This window comes from Filimonas zeae (assembly GCF_014641615.1).
Taxonomy (GTDB): Bacteria; Bacteroidota; Bacteroidia; order Chitinophagales; family Chitinophagaceae; genus Filimonas; species Filimonas zeae.
Map to the genome: position 1 here is coordinate 993,078 of NZ_BMIB01000001.1, position 19,708 is coordinate 1,012,785.

Below are 19,708 nucleotides of genomic sequence, written 5' to 3' on the forward strand. Positions count from 1 at the left end.
GCTAAAAAAGGAGTTGCCTTATTGGGGCAACTCCGGTGCAAAAGGTTTACGTGGCGTAGTGCTTATAGCCCGTAAAAACGCTTCAATACATTTCCGTTCTTCCAGGCTTAAGTTAAGCTTACGCAGTATGGGTGATGTGGTGGGCAGCGTACTGCTGTCAATAACCACATGCTTTTGAATAGGCGAGGGGTTACCCAGGTTGTAATACTCAATCACATCCATCAGCGTAGGAAAATTGCCATGGTGCATCCACGGGCCTGTTTGCGCAACCTCACGTATAGATGGGGTTCTGAATACACCCAGATCTTTTTTATCCTTTGTGGTTTCATATCTGCCCAGGTCCTGCATTTTAGCACCGTACAGGCTCTGGCCATCGTTGTGAAACTGATTGTCGGAGAACAACGGCGTGTTGTGGCAGTTAATACAACGGGCTTTGGTGCGGAACAGGTGCATACCCATTACTTCCTCATTACTTAATGCATTGGATTTGCCGGATACAAACTGATCGAACCGGCTGGAATGGCTTACCACACTTCTTTCAAAAGTGGCAATGGCCTGCTGAATATAATTCAGTGTAACAGAATCGCTGTTAAAGGCTTTCTTAAAATACTCCCGGTAGCCTTTTATACCCCGCACATTGCTTACCATAGCGGTAAGTGTTTGTGCCATCTCTTTTGGGTCTTGCACCGGAAATACAGATTGCTCTTCCAGGCTGCCTGCACGCCCATCCCAGAACAGGTGGGTGTAATATGCGGTGTTCAGCACCGTCATGGCATTACGGCGTCCGGTTTGCCGGTTATGGCCATAAGAAACTCTTCTTCCATCGCCCCAGCCCAGTTCCGGATCGTGGCAGGAAGCACACGATATCTGGCCGCTTTGCGAAAGGCGTGGATCATAAAACAGTAGTTTGCCTAATTGTTCTTTTTCTTTAGACCAGGGATTGTCTGCCGGATAAGGGGGCTTGCCCAGGGCACCTATATCCTGAAAGCCGGGCATTACGCTGCTATCCAGGTTAGGGCGGGGCCATTTAGCGGCATCGCCGCCGCTGTAAATAATTCGCAGAGAATCTATACTATAGCCGGGCCCCTCACTTCCTTCCATCAACCGGAAGGAAGTGAGTATACCAGCCAGGGCTATCACTATCATCAATAAAACCAACGCTTTCTTCATTCGTGCTTACAGAGTTAATTTGTCAACACTCATTTTGTATTTGTACTTGTTAACAGCAGCACCGTTGATTTTGGTATCGTCGAAATTCATTTCAATATCCATTGCTTTAGTATCAAGATCATAAGCGCCTGTACCGCTGATGCCAATCTGGAACACGGTGGAATCTCTGCGGGTTACGTTTACCTGTTGTGGAATAACTCTCACAGTACCTTTACGGGCACCTGCTGCATCAGGAATCAGCTCCAGTGCACGGGGTACACTAATTTTGGCGGTTCTGATATTGATTATGCCAACTTCAGCGCCGTAAATACGGTGCATGTTAAAGAAACCTACGCCACTTCCCTGTACATAGTTGTTTACAAAACCTATTACCGCTGCATCGTTTTCGTCTAATACAGCATAATGACCGGGAATTGAAGTCCATTTGGAAGTAGAGTCAGTATAATAATAAAAGTTAGGCGCATAATAAGCGGTAGACTGGAACCAGGTAGCGGCCGGAGAGAAAGGGCGTATTACCAGTGCCAGCTTTTGTGTATTGCCGGTGATTTGCATGCTTTCATCCAGCGATATATCAATATGGAAGTTGGTACGTGCCAGGCTGGGTAATGCTTTTACCGTTACTTTGGCCTGTACCGGATTTTCTGTAATTACAGCTGAAATGCTATAGTCTTTTCCGGCTACTGCACTGTCAGAAGACATTTTCAATTTAAAACGGTTCTGTAACTCCTGTCTGGTAACAGATGCATCAAAGTTGATAGTGAATACAGTAGAGTCCAACGCAGTATTCAGATTAATAGTATCCACCGTTTTACTGAAGCCTACGCCGGTAATAGGGGTAACAGGCGTATCTTTTTTGCTGCAGGATACTGCAGCCATTGCTGCCAGAACTACTGCGAAAGAGGTCATTTTTTTCATTTGTACCTGGGTTTTATTGAATAATTAATAGTTATCGTTTTGTATAAGTTGTGGGTTAACGTTTACAGATGCCTTAGGCAAGGGTAACAGCAAGCGGAAGTCTGTATATGCCACCCCGCATACCTGTGCAGTGCAATCTGTGCGGCTTACGCCTTTTTTATGGCGGGTAAGGTCAAATAACAGGTTGCCCTCAAAAGCCAGTTCTTTACGGCGTTCTGTTTGAATGGCTTCTTTCAATGCCGTGCCGGTAAGCGCCAGCGGTGTTGCGGCAACATCTGCGCGTTTGCGTATTACTTCAAGGTCTTCATTGGCTTGTTGTGTCATGTCCAGCTCGGCAGCTGCTTCAGCGCGTATCAGGTATACTTCCGAAAGGCGCATCAGTTTTATCGGGGTAGTAGCAGATGCATCTTTTTCGTATTTGCGGGTGAAATAAGTATTGCCCGAAGCATTAAACAAAGAGGCTCTTCCCCGTATGTCCGTGGCGCTGTATAAGGATAGCAAATCTTCCGTAGCCGCAAACTGCTGGTAGGTATTGCTCATAGAACCATAGTAGGCACCCAGGCTGGTGCCTGAATAAGCTGCTTCAATAGCAATTTCAAATACAGATTCTGTAGAAGGCGTTTTCAGCCCCCAGCTGTTTACATACGCTGCATTGGTAAGCAGTTGGTAGTTGTTGGTAGTAATTACTATGTTGGCATAATGCCACGCACGCTGCCAGTTGCCTTTGTACAGATATACTTTTGATAACAGTGCTGCTGCGGAATAATTATTCCAGTAGTTAGCAGCATATCCGCCGGTAAGTGCAGCGGTAGTATTGTTAAAAAGCTGTAGCGCGGTAAGCAGGTCTGTTTCAATGGCATCGTAAGTAGCATCTATGGTAGAGCGTACAGGTAATGGGTCGCTTACCAGTAAAGGTTGTGTGTTTACTACAATTCCCAGGTGTGATGAGTCGGCGGTGTGGTTATAAGGTCTTGCATACAATCTTACCAGATTAAAGTGCAGCAGGGCGCGCAGGCAACGGGCTTCTGCCAGTACCCTGTTTTTTTGTGCAGTAGTGGCATCTGTTAGCAATGCAGCATATTTAATAATGTTGTTTACATTATTAAGCGCACTATACAAAGAAAGGTAACTGCTGTTCATAGAGCAGTTATCTGCTACCTGTATGAAATTGTAAACATCTTCCAGTCGGGAGCGGCTGGAAACACCATATTTGATGTTGCCGCCTATCAGGTCGGGATACACCATTATATCGGGTTGAAAAGTCTCTAACAGGGAACTGTAAGCACCCGCCAGTGCGGTTTTTGTTCCGGAGAGATCTTTAAAAGTTTCCTCTATAGAAAGACTGTCATACGGCTCTTTGTCCAGCAATTTCTCACAGGAGGTGAAGCAAATAAGTATCAGTGAGGCGAGGAATAGTATCTTCTTGAATTGCATAGTGGTCATGTTTAAAATCCGGCAGTAATACCGATGGTGAATGCACTGGTTTCGGGGAACAGGAAACGCATTTCCGCTGCTCCGTTGCGGCCTTTGGGGCTTTTTTGCCGGTACCAGTAATACACGTTGGTGGCATTGGCATACACCTGCATCCTGTTCATGCCTATTTTATTGGCCCAGGCAGCAGGCAGACTGTAATCCAGTGCTATGTTGGATAGTTTGATATACGAAAGGTCCATCACGTTACGGCTGGAGTTGCGTACCATATTACGCGGGTAATACAGGCGTGGTACATTGGTAATATCACCCGGTTTCTGCCAGCGATCTATCAGGTTTACACTCTGGTTGCGGTGGTTAAGGTTGCGGCCATCACTCATCAGGTCTATAGAATACAGGCTGCTGGCTCCCCAATTGTAAATCAGGTTAAAAGAAAAGCCCAGCTGGCCTATCTGAAAAGTGTTTACCATACCGCCCTGAAATTTAGGTGTACGGTCGCCAAGCGCTGTTCCCGTTGCATCTGCCAGTGCATTAATGGTGCGGGAGTCTACAATTTTTCCGGTATTGTCGTAAAACTCTTCTTCCCCGGTTTGTGGGTTTACACCTGCCCACTGCCAGCCCCATATAGTGGTAGTGCTAAGGCCCTGTTTGGTAACCAGGCCGCTGCCTTCTGTAGAATACTGGCTGGTGTATCCGTTGTTAAAGCGTACTACTTTATTGCGGTTAAAGGAGTAGTTGAAAGCAGTGTTCCACTGAAAGTTTTTACGTTCTATATTGGTGGATTTGATGGTGAATTCAAACCCGCGGTTTTGCATGGTGCCTGAGTTTACCGAGATAGCGTTGAAGCCGGTTTCCTGCGGAACAGGTACGGAGGAAATCAGATCCTTAATTGTATTGTTATAATATTCACTGGTTATCTGTACGCGGTTAAATAGCGTTACGTCCAGGCCTATATTGGTTTTATAGTTCTTTTCCCAACCCAGGTCAGGGTTAGGGGCAGCAGTACCTCCGGGTGTAGAAGCGGTATTACCGTTATAAGTATCTCCACCAAAGGAATAAAGGCCACGTGCTGCATAGGTGCCTATACGTGAGTTACCGGTACTGCCATAGCTGGCGCGTACACGCAGAAACGTAACATAGGGCAATGCTGCGCGGAAAAAGTTTTCTTTAGATATAATCCAGCCTGCACCTATGGAACTGTTTACGGCCAGTTGCTTATCGCCACCAAATACAGAAGATTTATCGCCTCTGGCATTCATGTTCAGAAAGTACTTCTGCTGATAGTTGTAGCTCAGCTGAGAGTAATAGGAAACACTTGCACGGTCTTGTGTAGAGGAGAAGGTGGCTTTGGTGCCTGCGTAACTTAACGATCGAAGTCTGTCGAATGTAAAGTTGGTGCCTGAGCCACGCAGCAGATTGGTTTCTGCATCCTGCACTTCAGTGCCTGCCAGAAAATGGATGGAATGTTTACCTGCAAAGGTTTTATCGTACGATGCCTGCAGAAAACTGATCCAGCCCAGGTTTTTACGGTCGTAGATTTGTAAGGAGCCGCCTCTGGTGCGGCCGGTAGCGTTCTGGGCCGACAGGTATACGGTTTCTTTGTTTTCGTAGTAATCGCCACCTACACGGCCGGAAAGGGTGATGGCGGGACTTACCTGATAGTTGGCAAAGGCAGTAGCTGTTATAGCAGTGCTGTTATGAAAGTCATCGTTCTGCGCAATGATAGCCAATGGGTTGGGTACGTTCTGCCCCGGCATATCGGCAAAGCTGCCGTCTGCATTATAGGGTGATACGTTGGGGGGGAGTATAATCTGGTTGTATATCTGTAATGTGTTTTGTTTGGTAATAGTGGGGCTTATATCGAACCCCATTTTAAAACGGTCGCTTATTTTATGGTCTACCGACAGGCGGAAATAGATTTTCTTCATGTCGTTGCGCATAGCATTAGACTTCTGATCGCGGTAACCTGTTGATAAACGAAAGGTGGTATTGCCTGAACCGCCGGAGAGGTCCATATTAACATTCTGGAAAGAAGGCGTGCGGTTGGTAAGTGCAAACCAGTCTGTATTGATAGTGCTGCTGCCAGCCAGGCTGGTAGCGGTTGCAGGGCTCATGCCGTTATTAATATAAGTTTCACGCAGCACCTCATAGTATTGGGGCCCGTTGAGATATTTCATTTGATTGATAAAGCGGGAGAAACCGGATTGATAGTTCAGGTTCAGCCGGGTTTTACCGGCGGTACCGCCTTTGGTGGTAATAATAATAACCCCGTTAGCCGCATTGGCGCCATAAATGGCAGAAGCGGATGCGTCTTTTAATACAGCAATCGATTTAATATCCTGCGGGTTGATGTTAGACAGTGGGTTCAGGTAGCTTTCGCCGTTGAAGGCTGTGTTTTCATCACCGCGCTGCTGCTCGTATACAGGTACGCCATTAATTACATACAGTGGCTGTGAAGAGCTTGTGCGCCCTCCTCCTATATTAGTGAGCGAGCCTACGCCACGCACATTAATCTTTACCGGTGTATTCAGCGCTGTATTGGTTTCTACCTGTACGCCTGCTACCAGGCCTTCCAGCAGTTTATCCAGACTTTCAATAGGGCGGTTGGTTTGCAGTTGTTTACTGGTTACCTGGGCAATGCTTCCCACCACCTCTTCCCTGCGGCGCTCGCCGGTGTAGGCGCTGGTAACTACCAGTTCCTGCATACTTACCGGGTCGTTGTTCATGGTTACGTTTATCGCTTCATTAACACGTGCGCTAATGGTGCGGGGCTGCATACCTATAAAGGAAAACTGTAGTTTAAGGGTAGCGGATACATCTGATGTGCTTACCCTTACAGAGAAATTTCCTTTATCGTTGCTTTGTACAGTGCGGCCATCAGGCAATACCTGAATGCTTACACCGCCGAGTGGGTTGTTATCTGCATCGTATACAGTTCCTCTTACTATGGGCAGGGCGGCAGTGTTTGTGTTTTGTTTACGTACACTTATTACACTACCGGTTTGTAAAAACTCCACGCCTGCTACGGCGCTCAGCTTTTCCAGGGCAGCAGGCCAGGTGCCGCTGAACGATAATGTAACCTTCTGCTGCAATACGGGATCATTATCTGTATAGCTGAAGGAATAGCCGGTTTGCAGTTCCATACTGCTGAGTACCTGTTGCAGGGTATGGCCGGAAGCCTTTATCTGCACCGTTGTTTTTTTGCCTGCCTGTGCCTGCAGGGCGGTGGGGTAGGCACAGAGAATTACCAGCAGCAGCATATAAATGCGTCTGCCAACATAAGCTGTCAACTTCATTACCGTTGATTTTCTAAAATGATGGTATTGCCTTTTACCGTGTATTGTAAGCGGTTGATGTAGCAATAACTTTTAAGAATGGTTTCATAACGGGTGTTTACAAACCGGCCGGTATAACCTGCGGGCTGTTTGCCGCTTTTGTTTACCAGCGTTATATTCCAGGTTTTAAGCAACGTGGCAGCCACTTCTTCCAAAGAAGCGTTCTTCCATTTTATAATGCCTTCCTTCCACCCGGTTGCTACCTCGGTGTCGAAAGACTGTATTTGTAAAGGAGTGCCTTTGCCAACATATCGTGCTTGCTGTTGCGGCAGCAGTATGGTATCTCCGGCAGGTGTGTGCAGTCGTATGCGTCCATCTACCAGTGCAATGGCATGCGGCTGGCCGTTGGCGGGTGTTTGTACGTTAAAGCTGGTACCCAGTACGGCAATCTGCACTTCACCGGCAGTTACTACAAAGGCACGGCCTGCCTGGGGCGATACTTCAAAAAAAGCTTCACCATTCAGGCGAATGCGCATAGAATCACCTTTTTCCCAGCGGTGGTATTGCAGGGTAGTACCTGCATTCAGTATTACTTTAGAGCCATCATCCAGCAGTACCGTACTTCTTTTGCCTGCGGGGTTGGTATAGCTCTGCCACTCTAAAGGCTTTGGCTGTAAAACATAGTATACGGTAACAGCAGCTATAGCAGCGGCTACAGGTACGGCCAGCCAGGCCAGTACTGAGCGGCGTTTGCGTGGATGCTTTACCATAGCGGGTGTTTCAGCCGCAGGCAATTCAGCAATAACAGCCTGCCTGCGCTGCGCCATAAATTGCAGCATACGGTTTTGCTCTGCTTCCAGCTCTTCGGCAGGCAGGCGCAGGAATAACCTGTCCAGCAGTTGCTCGGCTATTATTACCTCATCCATTTTTTCAGGATGCAGGCGTATCCATTCTTCCCAGAACTGAATATCCTTATCGTGGCTGCGCAGGTAATACCGGTTAAATGATTCGTCTGCTGCAAAATCCTCCGCTCTGTATAACGAGTAGTCCATACGCTGTGTAAAGTCCGTTTATAGAGCAGTGCAGCAAACGCGGTGTTTTTACCGGATATTTTTCAATTATTTTTTTCAGGGCAGTGTAATACCCAGTAATAGTAACAGATTCAGGTATTTACGCAGCAATTGCAGCGATTCATATACCCTATTATATACCGTGCGGGGTTGCAGTTGCAGTTGGTGTGCAATCTGCTCATAACTCAAACCTTCATAGTATTTCATCTGAATAATCTGCAATTGTGCAGGTGTAAGCTTTTGCAGGTAATGGCGCAGACGGTTCCTGGTTTCCTCATCTGTTTCCAGGTTTACCAGCATGTCTTCGTATGAAAGCTCCATTTGCGGGCGGCTGCTATCTTCCCGTACAAAAGAATGGTGTTTTACCTCTATGGTAATTTCGCGGAGTAGTTTGCGTTTGAGGTACGTAAATAAATACGCACGTACATTTTCTACCTGGGGCAGACGGGCGTGCTGGTCCCATAATTCACAAAACATCTCATGAATGGTATCTTTCACCACCTGACTGTTGGCATGCACACGACTTCCAAAGCTGTATAGCACCTGATAGGATTGATTATACAGCTTCATAAACGCTTCTTCATTGCCATTTTGCAGTTCCTGCCACAGTTTCCCTTCCATTGCCTGATTTGAATAGTTCACGGATACGGAGGTTTTTCACAGATTAATATAGTGCAAAACTGGGATAAAATGGCCGGGCCGGGGTGGGAGATAGGGAAAAAAGGTTTACGAGATGAGGAAAAAGCTGCCGGAAACGATGCAAACAGGTGGTAAAATAGTCCATCATTCCAGTAAAAACACCCATTGCCTGCGCAGGGCAATATGCTATTTTTACCGGCTATGAACAGGTTACAGACGATGCTTGCAGGCACCCTGCTGGGGATGCTGCCGGTTACAGCAACGAACGCTCAGGATAACAGAACGGCCAAACAAGTACCTGCACAGGTAATGCAGCAGGTGTACGGGCAGGTAAAAACACCTTACAAATACGGGTTGGCATTGGTGCCGCAAAACAACGCACAGAAAATGGATTGCCCTACTGTGTTTAGAAAAGGAGATACCTGGTACATGACCTACGTTATTTTTGATGGCACGGGCTATGAAACCTGGCAAAGCAGCAGTGCCGATCTGCTGCACTGGAGCGCCGGTACCCGCATTATGTCTTTCTCTTCCGATACCACGCAATGGGATGCCATACATAAAGCCGGTTACCCTGCCTTGCAGGATTTTAAGTGGGATGGTACTTACGCTTTACAACCTTATAAAAAGAAATACTGGATCAGCTACTTTGCGGGTAACGTAAAAGGCTATGAAGCTGGTCCGCTGGCGCTGGGTATTGCGTATACACCCAAAAGCAAATTGGCGTCCGGTAAAGAATGGACACGCCTGAAAACGCCCATCTTTACCGCTACTGATACAGATGTACGCTGGTGGGAGAACCGCAAGCTGTTTAAGAGTACCATCATATGGGATACGGCTAAAACCACGGGTTATCCTTTTGTAATGTACTATAACGCCAACGGCGATTCAGCAGCCAACAATATCAAAACCCGCTGGTACGAGCGTATTGGTATGGCCGTAAGTAACGATATGGTACACTGGAAACGCTTTAATACAGAACCGGTGGTGCATCATGCTATGGGTATTACCGGCGACCCGGTAATTCGGAAGATAGATGATGTGTGGGTAATGTTTTACTTTGGCGCGTTCTGGAAAGGCCGTAAAGATGCGTTTAACCGCTTTGCCTGCTCATACGATCTGGTAAACTGGACGGACTGGGAAGGGCAGGACCTGATTAACTCCAGTGAGGATTATGACCGTAAATTTGCACATAAGTCGTATGTGGTTAAACACAACGGGGTGGTATATCATTTTTACTGCGCGGTAAACAACAAAGACCAGCGTGGTATTGCGGTAGCTACTTCCAAAGATTTAGGCAAGAGTACTTTGCAGTTTGTTCAATAAAAGTGTGTTCAATAAAGCAGCATGAAAAGAACCGCGCTCACAATGTTACTTGCAGGTGTCATATGTCTGGGCCGCGCACAGCAACCTAAGGGCGTATCTGTCTACGATGTGGTGTGGACCAGCCAGAGTGAAAATGCTTCTGCTTCTATGCCCTGTGGTGGTGGTGATATAGGGTTGAATGTATGGGTGGAGCAAACGGGTATGATACATTGTACCCTTTCCCGCAACGGTGCTTTTGACGAGAATAACATGTTGCTGAAGCAGGGCGAAGTTGTGTTCCAGCTTTCCGGTGCTCCTTTCAGTATATTAAATAAAAAGCCTTTCCGCCAGCAGCTGCGTCTGGAAACGGGGGATGTACTGATTGAAGGCAATGGGGTGTCGGTATTGTTGTGGGTGGATGTATACCGCCCGGTGGTGCATGTATCTGTACAAAGCGCCCGGCCTTTAACAGTAACGGCGGAGTATAAGAACTGGCGTTATAAGGATTATCTGATACAAGATAAAGAGCAAAGAGCGGCATCCTATAAGTTTACACAAAAGTTTCCTGTGTATACCCGTAAGGATGAAGCGGGCTTTGAAAACGGTGCCGTGGTATTTTACCACCGCAACCACAGCGACCGGGAAGATATATTTGATTATACCGTACGGATGGAACGGCTGTCTGCCATTAAAGACAGCTTGTGGAATCCGGTAAAAGACCGCACGTTTGGCGGGTATATGAAAGGGAAGGGATTTAAGCCTTTGCTTTCTCCGGATTCATCACTTAGTAAACATGCCAACCGCAACGCGTTGCGCTGGACGCTGCAAAGCAGCAAAGGCCGGCAGCATGAACTGGAAATAGGCCTGCATGTGGCGCAAACAGCTACGCTGGCGGCCTGGAAACAGGGTTTACAGCAGATTGCGGATGACGCCACTGCCCATTATAAATCTGCGCAGCAGCAAACCCGCAGCTGGTGGAAGCAGTTTTGGAACAGAAGCTATATTCATATCAACAGTGCAGACGATAGTGTAAAAGCCATAGCCCGCAATTATCAGCTTTTCCGTTACATGCTGGGCTGTAATGCTTATGGAGCTTATCCCAGCAAGTCTAATGGCGGGCTGTTTACGTTTGAGCCGGAATATGTAAATGCGCAATACCCTTTCAGTGCCGATTTCCGTTTATGGGGTGGTGGTGTTATGACGGCACAGAACCAGCGGCTGGTATACTTTCCCATGTTGAAGAGCGGCGATGCAGATATGATGAAGCCGCAGTTTGATTTTTACCTGAATGCGTTAAAGAACGCAGAACTGCGCACCCGGTACTACTGGCACCACAACGGAGCCAGCTTTACCGAACAGATGGAATATTTTGGATTACCCAATATAGCCGAGTATGGCATTAAGCGCCCCGAAGGTTATGATGCCGGTATGGAATACAATGCCTGGCTGGAATACCAGTGGGAAACCTGCTTTGAGTTTTGCCTGATGATACTGGATGCGGAGCGTTACGCAGGTATGGATATTACAGCCTATATTCCACTGATAGAAAGCTGCCTTACTTTTTATGATGAACACTATCAGTACCTGGCAAAAAAGCTGGGTGCCAGGGTGTGGAATGATAAGGGGCAATATGTATTTTATCCATCCTCAGCAGCGGAAACCTATAAAATGGCTTATAACTCCACTACAGTGGTGTCGGCCCTTACAGTTATCCTTACCAGGGTGGGCGAATTGCCGCAACAATACCTGGATACAGCACAACGCCGTAAATGGGCCACCATGCTTACCCGTATTCCGGAAGTGCCGGTAAAGGTGCAGGACGGGCGTGCTATGTTAGCCCCCGCAGAAGCCTGGGCGCGGGTGCAGAACTCAGAAGCGCCACAGCTGTACCCGGTATATCCGTGGGGATTGTATGGCGTGGGCAAACCGGGCCTGGATACTGCCATCAACACCTGGTTGTACGATCCGCAGGTGGTAAAATACCGCAGTCATGTGGGCTGGCGACAATACAACATCTTTGCGGCACGTTTGGGATTAACAGCAGAAGCTGCACACTATAACAAACTAAAGCTGGCAGATGGCCCGCACCGCTTCCCGGCTTTCTGGGGGCCGGGTTTTGACTGGACGCCCGATCATAACTGGGGCGGATCGGGTATGATAGGTTTGCAGGAAATGCTATTACAGGCAGATGGTAAAAAAATGTATCTGTTACCCGCCTGGCCTAAAGACTGGCCGGTGGAGTGCAAGCTGCACGCACCATATAATACCACCGTTGAATTGTCGGTTACAAACGGTAAAGTAACACGCTTACAGGTAACACCGGAAAGCAGAAGGCAGGATGTGATTATGGCTAACCAGTGGCTGCCTTCCGCTCCATAGTATTATTCTGATTTCAGGTTCTGAGAGGGATTGGCCATGGCTGCTCTGGCAGCCTGCAATCCGATGGTAAGCAAAGCCAGCAGCAAAGCAGCAATCCCTGTTAACACAAATATCCATCCGTTAATACTAATGCGGTAAGAGAACGATTGCAGCCAATGGTGCATGGCATACCAGCAAACCGGTACAGCAATTACAATGGCTATCAGTATCAGTAACAGAAAGTCTTTCGATAACAAGGCTATAATACTTTGTGCAGAGGCACCCAACACCTTGCGGATGCTGATTTCTTTGCTTCTTTTGGCAATACTGAAAGCGGTTAAACCCAGCAGGCCCAGACAGGTAATAAACAGCGTGAAGAAAGAGAAAAAGTTAATGATTTTACCAAACTGTAAATCGCTTTTGTATTGCTGGTTAAACATATCATCCAGAAAAAAGTATTCCAGTACATGATCTGGAAAAGCACTGTTCCAGGTGTTTTCAACCGCTGCCATGGTTTGGTGCAGGTTTTCTGCATTTACTTTTATAGAGATATAGTTGCACGGAGCATTGTGATACCAATGTATAACCGGTATCTGCGCCTGTTTCAACGATTGCTGGTGATAGTTTTTAATAACACCTGTAATGGTGCCGTTTTTAACGCAGCCTGAATTAATGTCCAGCTTTTGCCCTATAGCGTCGGCTGCATTGGCAAAGCCTAACACGCGGCAGGCTTCTTCATTCAATAGCAGTTGGTTGTGCTGGCTGCCAGCTCTGTAATTTTCACCGGCTACCAGCTGCATATTCATCAGGGGTACAAAGTTTTCATCTACCCCGTACAGGTAATAGTTAAACCCTGTGTTTTCTGTAGAGCCCTGCCTGTGTACATCGGTTTGGGTACAGAGGGAAGAGAGTTGCAGGCCCGGCAGCGAAACAGTCATAGCCACCTGCTCAACACCTTTAACTTGTAACAACTGGTTTTTAAACACTTTTCCTTTACCGGCAAGTACAGAGTCTGTTCCGGCCAGTTCCGGTCCGCGCATTACCAGTATCTTTTCTATGTTCATGCCCAGTTGCCGGTGTTTTACATAATACATCTGCTGGTATACAATTACGGCGGCAGACAGTACTATCAGTGCCACCGTAAACTGCCCAACTACCAGCACTTTGCGTAACGCGGCACCTTTTAACGAGCCGGTAAATTGCCGGGCAGTGGCAGCAGCCGTTTTAACGGCAGATAATACCAGTGCGGGGTAAACGCCCGATAAAATACAGTTTACTATAAATAGCAACAGCGTAGTAATCCAGAATGTAGGTGTGCGAAACAGTAAGGCTGCGGAAGGGTAGCCTACCAGCGATGCATAAAAAGGGCGCATTATGGCGGTAAATACAAGTGCCAGTACCATAGCCAGCAGGTTAATCAATAACGATTCTGCAAAAAACATACGGGTAAGGTTGAAACGGGAAGCGCCCAGTATTTTGCGTAAGCCTGCTTCCTGCTTTTTACCGGCAGCGTGTGCGGTGGTAAGGTTTATATAATTGGCAGCACCAATCAGTATTATCAGAAAAGCAACAATAAGTATGTAATTAATTACGGTGGCATCGCCGTTAATATCCGGTTCAAAGTTTTTATGAGAGTACAGGTGAATGTCTTTAACGGCCTGCGCTACTACATACTCATTCTGCAGCCGTGCTTTAGACAGCGCTTTCAGTTTTTCGTTAAACTCAGCCAGGTTCAGGTGTGGCTTCGTTAGTACATAGGTATAGTTGTTGTTGCCTCCCCAGGTATTCAGGTCCCAGCCCATCTTTGTAAGTTCGGCAATGGGTAGTAACAGGTCAAAACGCAGGTGCGTGTTGGCAGGAATATCGGCCATTACACCAGATATAACAGCAGGCTGGCCATTCAGGGCAAGGGTTTTGCCTATAATATCGGTACTGCCAAACATGGCTTTGGCCGTTCTGGCGCTGATAACTACCTGGCCCGGTGTGTTCAACGCCGTACGGGCATCGCCTTTCAGCAGCGGAAAATTGAATACGGTAAATACAGAAGGGTCGGCAGCATAGGTGGCAGAAGCGCGCAGGCTTTTATCCGGGCCTTTCATTTCATACGTGCCCATATCCTGCAAACGCACATAATCTACTACTTCCGGGTAATTGCTTTTGAGCATAGGCCCCAGAGGGGGGTAGGTTTCGCAGTCGGTGTTATATTTTTCATTGCCGCGGTACATATCCAGCGTAAGCCGGTAAATGTTATCCGCTTTCTCATGAAAGTGCTCATAACTACGTTCAAACTGTACGTAATTTACCAATAGCAAAAAGGCCAGGGTGGCGGCAGCCAATCCCAGCAAATTAATACCGGTATAAAACTTATTCTTCCATAAGCTGCGCCAGGCCGTCTTCAAAAAAACTGCGTTCATACTGCATTTTAGGTAAAAATGTTAAAAACGGTGCCAATAGAATAAGGGTTTGATAATGATAGCGTTGCACGTTGTGCAAAAAACGGCTGTGTACGCTTTCAGTACACCGTTTGTACGGAAACAAATAGCAGGTTTTATACACAGAACCCTGAATTCCAGGTGTAAAGAGCAGGCGGAAAATGGTAAAATAATCCATTAGAATGCAGGAATAGTGTATTGTATACCCATCGCATCTGTCTGACATTAGTAACCGGAAAACTTAACAATTGATTGCTGTATGATGGTAAGGAAATACTTCGAGGACTACGTGCCTGAGGAGGTTCGTCAAACGTACGGACGCACGATAACCGAAACTGATATTGTGATACATGCCGGACAAACCGGAGACTTTTTCCCGCATCATATGGACGCGGAATGGTGTAAAACCCAACCCTTTGGACAGCGCATGGCGCATGGCACACTTATATTCAGTATTGCCGTGGGCTTAACCGCCAATGAAATTAACGAGGTGGCTATGACCTATGGTTATGAGCACCTGCGTTTTATTAAGCCGGTGTTTATTGGTGATACCATTGTGGTAAAAGTGACCATTAAAGATATGAAGGACCACAAGAAGCCTGGCTTTGGCCTGGTAACCGAACTGGTGGAAGCTACCAACCAGCGTGGCGAAACCGTTATGGTGTGTGAACATATTTTACTGGCACAGAAGAAATAATCAAAATAATTGCAATGCCCAAAGTAGTACTAAAAGGAATAACATGGGGGCATAGCAGGGGAATAACGCCATTGCTAGCCGCTTCTCAGCGTTTTACGGAATTACATCCCGATGTGGAGATTGTATGGAAGAAAAGAACGCTGCAGGAATTCGCCGATCTGCCTATTGAAAACCTGATACGTCAGTACGATCTGCTGATTATAGACCATCCCTGGGTGGGCTTTGCCGCAGATGCCAAATGTGTGCTGCCGTTAGACAGATACCTGAGTAAAGAATATATGGCCGATCAGGCTGCCCACACCGTAGGGCAAAGCCACGAAAGCTATAACATAGATGGGCATCAGTGGGCGCTGGCTATAGATGCTGCTACGCCTGCCGCCAGTTACCGGGCCGATTTGCTGGAAAAGCATAACACGCCTGTACCTGCTACCTGGCAGGATGTGCTGGACCTGGCAAAAGAGGGCAAGGTAGCTGCACCGGCTATTCCTATTGATCTGCTGATGAATTTTTATATGTTTTGTCTGGCGCACGGCCGTGAGCCATTTACCAATACCCATGAGGTAATTGACAATGCTACCGGTATACTGGCGCTGGAAACCATGCGCGAGCTGTATTCGCTGCTGCCCAAAGAGCAGTTTAAGTTTAACCCTATTGCCGTGGCAGAGGCTATGAGCAAAACAGATAAATACTGGTATTGCCCGTTTGCCTATTGCTACTCTAATTACGCCCGCAAAGGCTATGCAGATAAGCTGCTTACCTATACCGATCTGGTATCGTTTGGTAAAACAGGTTTACTGCGCAGCACTATTGGCGGCACGGGGCTGGCCGTATCGCTTTACTCGCAGCATCCTAAAATAGCGGTGCAGTTTGCGGAGAAAGTGGTATCGCCCGGGTTTCAGTCTACTTTTTACACACAACATGGCGGGCAGCCGGGGCATGGGCTGGCCTGGGCCGATGAAGAGGCAAACCGCCTTACCAACAACTTTTTCCGTTCGGTATTACCTACTATGGAAAGGGGGTATATGCGCCCGCGGTATAATGGCTACTTGCATTTTCAGGATCATGCAGGTGATCCTATTCAGGCGTATCTTCAATATGGAGGCAATCCGGAAGTGGTATTGGAACAGATTAATGCCATTTACGCAAAAAGCCTTCAAAATAATAAATTATTCAAGCAATCAATATGAGTGTGTTGCCATTGAAAGGCCTTGTGGTGTTGGAATTTAGCCAGTACCTGTCGGGCCCGTCGGCCGGTTTACGTATGGCCGATCTGGGTGCGCGGGTAATTAAAATTGAGCGTCCGGGCAGTGGGGAAGCAGGCCGTAAATTGTCTATCAAAAACCTCTGGGCAGATGATGGCAGCAGTTTGTTGTTTCATACTATCAATCGTAATAAAGAAAGTTTTACCGCAGACCTCAAAAATGCAGAAGACCTGGATAAGGTAAAACAGCTGATACGCCAGGCCGATGTGCTTACGCACAACTTCCGGCCAGGGGTAATGGAAAAGGCCGGATTAGGGTATGCCGAAGTGCGGAAACTGAACCCGCGTATGGTATATGCCGAAATAAGCGGTTATGGCAAACGTGGGCCGTGGAAAAACCGTCCGGGGCAGGATTTGCTGCTGCAATCTATGAGTGGACTGGCTTATACCACCGGCGATGCGGGTAAGGGGCCTATCCCTTTCGGCTTATCTATTGGCGATAGTCTTTGTGGTGCACAACTGGTGCAGGGTATACTGGCGGCTTTAATACGCCGGCAGAAAACCGGGCAGGGTGCGTTGATAGAAATAAGTCTGTTAGAATCGCTGCTCGATTTTCAGTTTGAACTGCTGACTACCTACTTTGCCAGTGGCAAACAACCGCAGCGCAGTCAGGTAAACAACGGCCATTCGCTGTTAAGCGCTCCCTATGGTATTTATGCTACCTCCAAAGGGTATATAGCGGTGGCCATGAGCGATCTGCAACAGGTAGCCAAAGCCGTGCAGTGCGATGATTTACTAAAATACACACAGAACGATGCCTTTAGTAAGCGCGATGAAATAAAGCAATGCATAGCAGACCACCTGCTTACCAATACCGCCGCATACTGGCAGCAACAGCTGTTACAGGCGGGCCTGTGGGCTATGGAGGTGCAGAACTGGCAACAGCTGGTACAGCTGGAAGGCTACCGGCAGTTGCAGATGGAGCAACCGCTGCGCATGAAAGATGGTAGTGTACGAACTACTACGCGCTGCCCCATACGCATTAACGGGCAAAAGCTTTTTTCACCGGTACCGGCACCGGTGGCAGGAGAGCATAACAAAACCATCAGCCGTGAATTTCTCACCTCAATTATTGCCTGATGAAACCCTTACAGGATATTGTTATAGTAGACTTCAGCCAGTTCCTGTCCGGCCCTTCCGCCAGTTTGCGGCTGGCCGATATGGGTGCGCAGGTAATTAAAATAGAGAAACCCGGTACAGGAGATATCTGCCGTTACCTGTATGTATCTGATGTGGTGATAGAAGGGGAGAGTACCATCTTTCATACCATCAACCGCAACAAACAGAGCTATGCGGCAGACCTGAAATCGCCGGAAGACCAGGAGCGTATTAAACAGTTACTCACCAAAGCCGATGTGCTGCTGCACAACTTCCGGCCGGGGGTAATGGAACGCCTGGGGCTGGATTATGAAACCGTTAAGGCCATTAACCCGCAGCTGATATATGCTGAAATAAGCGGCTATGGCGAAGAGGGACCGTGGAAAGGCTGGCCGGGGCAGGATTTGCTGGTGCAGTCTTTATCGGGCATGACTTGGTTAAGCAACAACAGCACAGAAAACCCTACACCCATGGGCGTTTCTGTGGTAGATATATTAGCAGGTACCTATGTGGCACAGGGTATACTTGCAGCGCTATTCCAGCGCACCTGTAACGGGGAGGGTGCTCTGGTGCAGGTAAGTATGATGGAAGCTGCTATGGATTTTCAGTTTGAAGTGCTTACCTGCTTTTATAATGATGGCAATGAGCTGCCGGTGCGCAGCGAAACAGGGGGTGGCCATGCTTACCTGGGCGCCCCCTACGGAATTTATCAAACGGCAGATGGCTACCTGGCACTGGCAATGGGCAGTATACTGCAACTGGGTCAGCTGCTGCAATGCACGCCACTGGCTGCATTTACAGAACCAGCGGAATGGTTTACCCGCAGGGATGAAATTAAAGGCATACTGGCAAAGCACCTGGTTACACACTCCACCGCTTACTGGATGGCCATACTGGAACCGGCCGATATCTGGTGTGCAAGGGTAATGGATTACGATGCCATGACGCAGGAAGAAGGATACCGGGTACTGGATATGGAACTGGATGTAAAAACCAGTAACGGATTAACCATAAAAACCACGCGCTGCCCTATACGTATGGATGGGCAACTGTTTGCTTCTGCTGTGGGCGCACCGTTACTGGGCGAGCATAATGCGGTGATAGAAAAACAGTTCGGGCTGGTTTCATAAATTAGATTTTAGCCATATATTTAGGGCTTAACAACGATTGGCAACGCCGCTTGAAATTGATAGATACACATATCCACATCTGGGATTTTTCCAAAGCATCCTATGACTGGTTACAGCAGGCCGATCCGTTGCTGAACCGCAACTATGCTATTGAAGAGCTGGAGCCGCAGCTGGCAGAGGCGGGTGTAACAGGCGGTTTACTGGTGCAGGCTGCGTGGAACCTGGCAGATACAGAATGGATGCTGGAAGTAGCACGGCGCACACCCTGGATAAAAGGTGTGGTAGGCTGGTTGCCGCTGGCAGACCCTGTAGCCACAAAGGCATTGCTGGAAGAAAAATACCTTTCTGACCCTTATTTTAAAGGTGTACGCCATCTGATACATGATGAGGCCGACACCCGCTGGCTGTTGCAGGATCAGGTGATAGAGAGCCTGCAACTACTGGCCGCCCACCATATCCCGTATGACATAGTAGGCATTTTGCCGGAGCACATTGAAACAGCCATTGAAGTGGCTAAGCGGGTACCGGAGTTGCGTATGGTGTTTGACCATATGAACCAGCCGCCTGTTGCCACCAGAGAATGGTTTGGCCGCTGGGGTGCGCTGATGGAAGAAGCAGCTACCTGTAACCGGATGTATGTAAAAATATCCGGCCTGGGTACCACGGCCCGCAACCCGCAATGGCAGCCGGAAGATATTGCGCCTTATGTGTCGTTTGTATTACAGCACTTTGGGGCAGACCGGTGTTTTATGGGCGGCGACTGGCCGGTTTCGTTACTGGCAGGCAGTTACGCCTCTACCTGGGAAAAGTACAGGCAAACAGTAATGCTGGTTACCGATGCTACGGCAAGAGAAAAAATCTTTTCCCTGAATGCAGAACGATTTTATCATTTATAAGCCTCTTGCGTAAGAGAGGAAGGAGCGATTG

General features: G+C 47.8%; 14 protein-coding genes. 7 read left to right on the forward strand and 7 right to left on the reverse strand.

Going from position 1 to position 19,708, the window contains the following annotated elements; all coding sequences use genetic code 11:
* Positions 1-18: 18 nt before the first annotated feature.
* From IEY13_RS04150 to IEY13_RS04175, 6 genes are all read right to left on the reverse strand, one after another.
* On the reverse strand, positions 19-1,170 hold the full coding sequence (locus IEY13_RS04150) for a cytochrome-c peroxidase (RefSeq protein ID WP_188950684.1): 1,152 nt from the start codon (positions 1,168-1,170) through the stop codon (positions 19-21).
* Between the two features lie 6 nt (positions 1,171-1,176).
* On the reverse strand, positions 1,177-2,085 hold the full coding sequence (locus tag IEY13_RS04155) for a hypothetical protein (protein WP_188950685.1): 909 nt from the start codon (positions 2,083-2,085) through the stop codon (positions 1,177-1,179).
* 24 nt (positions 2,086-2,109) lie between these two features.
* On the reverse strand, positions 2,110-3,519 hold the full coding sequence (locus tag IEY13_RS04160; RefSeq protein WP_188950686.1) for a RagB/SusD family nutrient uptake outer membrane protein: 1,410 nt from the start codon (positions 3,517-3,519) through the stop codon (positions 2,110-2,112).
* Positions 3,520-3,530: 11 nt separating this feature from the next.
* Positions 3,531-6,812: a SusC/RagA family TonB-linked outer membrane protein gene (locus IEY13_RS04165; RefSeq protein ID WP_188950687.1), complete on the reverse strand. Its 3,282-nt coding sequence runs from the start codon at positions 6,810-6,812 to the stop codon at positions 3,531-3,533.
* Entirely contained in the window at positions 6,812-7,843 is a 1,032-nt protein-coding gene (locus tag IEY13_RS04170) for a FecR family protein (RefSeq protein ID WP_188950688.1), read from the reverse strand. Before IEY13_RS04170 ends, IEY13_RS04165 begins: the two co-directional genes overlap by 1 nt.
* A gap of 75 nt (positions 7,844-7,918) precedes the next feature.
* A complete protein-coding gene (locus IEY13_RS04175) occupies positions 7,919-8,503 on the reverse strand; it encodes an RNA polymerase sigma factor (protein ID WP_188950689.1) in 585 nt (194 codons plus the stop codon).
* 198 nt (positions 8,504-8,701) lie between these two features.
* Here IEY13_RS04175 and IEY13_RS04180 point away from each other — a divergent pair, with 198 nt between their 5' ends.
* Positions 8,702-9,826, forward strand: coding sequence for a glycoside hydrolase family protein (locus IEY13_RS04180; protein ID WP_229687719.1), 1,125 nt, complete (start codon positions 8,702-8,704; stop codon positions 9,824-9,826).
* 21 nt (positions 9,827-9,847) lie between these two features.
* Positions 9,848-12,184: a DUF5703 domain-containing protein gene (locus IEY13_RS04185; protein WP_229687720.1), complete on the forward strand. Its 2,337-nt coding sequence runs from the start codon at positions 9,848-9,850 to the stop codon at positions 12,182-12,184.
* A gap of 2 nt (positions 12,185-12,186) precedes the next feature.
* On the opposite strand, the gene IEY13_RS04190 is transcribed toward IEY13_RS04185, so the two are convergent.
* The gene (locus IEY13_RS04190; RefSeq protein WP_188950690.1) at positions 12,187-14,577 is read right to left on the reverse strand and encodes an ABC transporter permease; all 2,391 of its coding nucleotides are present in this window, start codon (positions 14,575-14,577) and stop codon (positions 12,187-12,189) included.
* Between the two features lie 277 nt (positions 14,578-14,854).
* Here IEY13_RS04190 and IEY13_RS04195 point away from each other — a divergent pair, with 277 nt between their 5' ends.
* Genes IEY13_RS04195 through IEY13_RS04215 form a run of 5 tightly spaced genes read left to right on the forward strand, consistent with a single transcriptional unit; the run spans position 14,855 to position 19,677 of the window.
* On the forward strand, positions 14,855-15,292 hold the full coding sequence (locus IEY13_RS04195; protein ID WP_188950691.1) for a MaoC family dehydratase: 438 nt from the start codon (positions 14,855-14,857) through the stop codon (positions 15,290-15,292).
* Positions 15,293-15,306: 14 nt separating this feature from the next.
* Positions 15,307-16,479, forward strand: coding sequence for an ABC transporter substrate-binding protein (locus IEY13_RS04200; protein WP_188950692.1), 1,173 nt, complete (start codon positions 15,307-15,309; stop codon positions 16,477-16,479).
* Positions 16,476-17,633 (forward strand): CaiB/BaiF CoA transferase family protein, encoded by a 1,158-nt coding sequence (locus IEY13_RS04205; protein WP_188950693.1) that lies wholly within the window; start codon positions 16,476-16,478, stop codon positions 17,631-17,633. Before IEY13_RS04200 ends, IEY13_RS04205 begins: the two co-directional genes overlap by 4 nt.
* The gene (locus tag IEY13_RS04210; protein WP_188950694.1) at positions 17,633-18,781 is read left to right on the forward strand and encodes a CaiB/BaiF CoA transferase family protein; all 1,149 of its coding nucleotides are present in this window, start codon (positions 17,633-17,635) and stop codon (positions 18,779-18,781) included. The genes IEY13_RS04205 and IEY13_RS04210 overlap by 1 nt, the downstream gene beginning before the upstream one ends.
* 50 nt (positions 18,782-18,831) lie before the next feature.
* Complete coding sequence (locus IEY13_RS04215) at positions 18,832-19,677, forward strand: amidohydrolase family protein (RefSeq protein ID WP_188950695.1); 846 nt, start codon at positions 18,832-18,834, stop codon at positions 19,675-19,677.
* Positions 19,678-19,708: the final 31 nt, after the last annotated feature.

Bases quoted from the DNA above. Each gene is read 5' to 3' on its own strand.
- IEY13_RS04150 (WP_188950684.1), bottom strand. From the start codon at position 1,170: ATGAAGAAAGCGTTGGTTTTATTGATGATAGTGATAGCCCTGGCTGGT.
- IEY13_RS04155 (WP_188950685.1), bottom strand. From the start codon at position 2,085: ATGAAAAAAATGACCTCTTTCGCAGTAGTTCTGGCAGCAATGGCTGCA.
- IEY13_RS04160 (WP_188950686.1), bottom strand. From the start codon at position 3,519: ATGCAATTCAAGAAGATACTATTCCTCGCCTCACTGATACTTATTTGC.
- IEY13_RS04165 (WP_188950687.1), bottom strand. From the start codon at position 6,812: ATGAAGTTGACAGCTTATGTTGGCAGACGCATTTATATGCTGCTGCTG.
- IEY13_RS04170 (WP_188950688.1), bottom strand. From the start codon at position 7,843: ATGGACTACTCGTTATACAGAGCGGAGGATTTTGCAGCAGACGAATCA.
- IEY13_RS04180 (WP_229687719.1), top strand. From the start codon at position 8,702: ATGAACAGGTTACAGACGATGCTTGCAGGCACCCTGCTGGGGATGCTG.
- IEY13_RS04185 (WP_229687720.1), top strand. From the start codon at position 9,848: ATGAAAAGAACCGCGCTCACAATGTTACTTGCAGGTGTCATATGTCTG.
- IEY13_RS04190 (WP_188950690.1), bottom strand. From the start codon at position 14,577: ATGAACGCAGTTTTTTTGAAGACGGCCTGGCGCAGCTTATGGAAGAAT.
- IEY13_RS04195 (WP_188950691.1), top strand. From the start codon at position 14,855: ATGATGGTAAGGAAATACTTCGAGGACTACGTGCCTGAGGAGGTTCGT.
- IEY13_RS04200 (WP_188950692.1), top strand. From the start codon at position 15,307: ATGCCCAAAGTAGTACTAAAAGGAATAACATGGGGGCATAGCAGGGGA.
- IEY13_RS04205 (WP_188950693.1), top strand. From the start codon at position 16,476: ATGAGTGTGTTGCCATTGAAAGGCCTTGTGGTGTTGGAATTTAGCCAG.
- IEY13_RS04210 (WP_188950694.1), top strand. From the start codon at position 17,633: ATGAAACCCTTACAGGATATTGTTATAGTAGACTTCAGCCAGTTCCTG.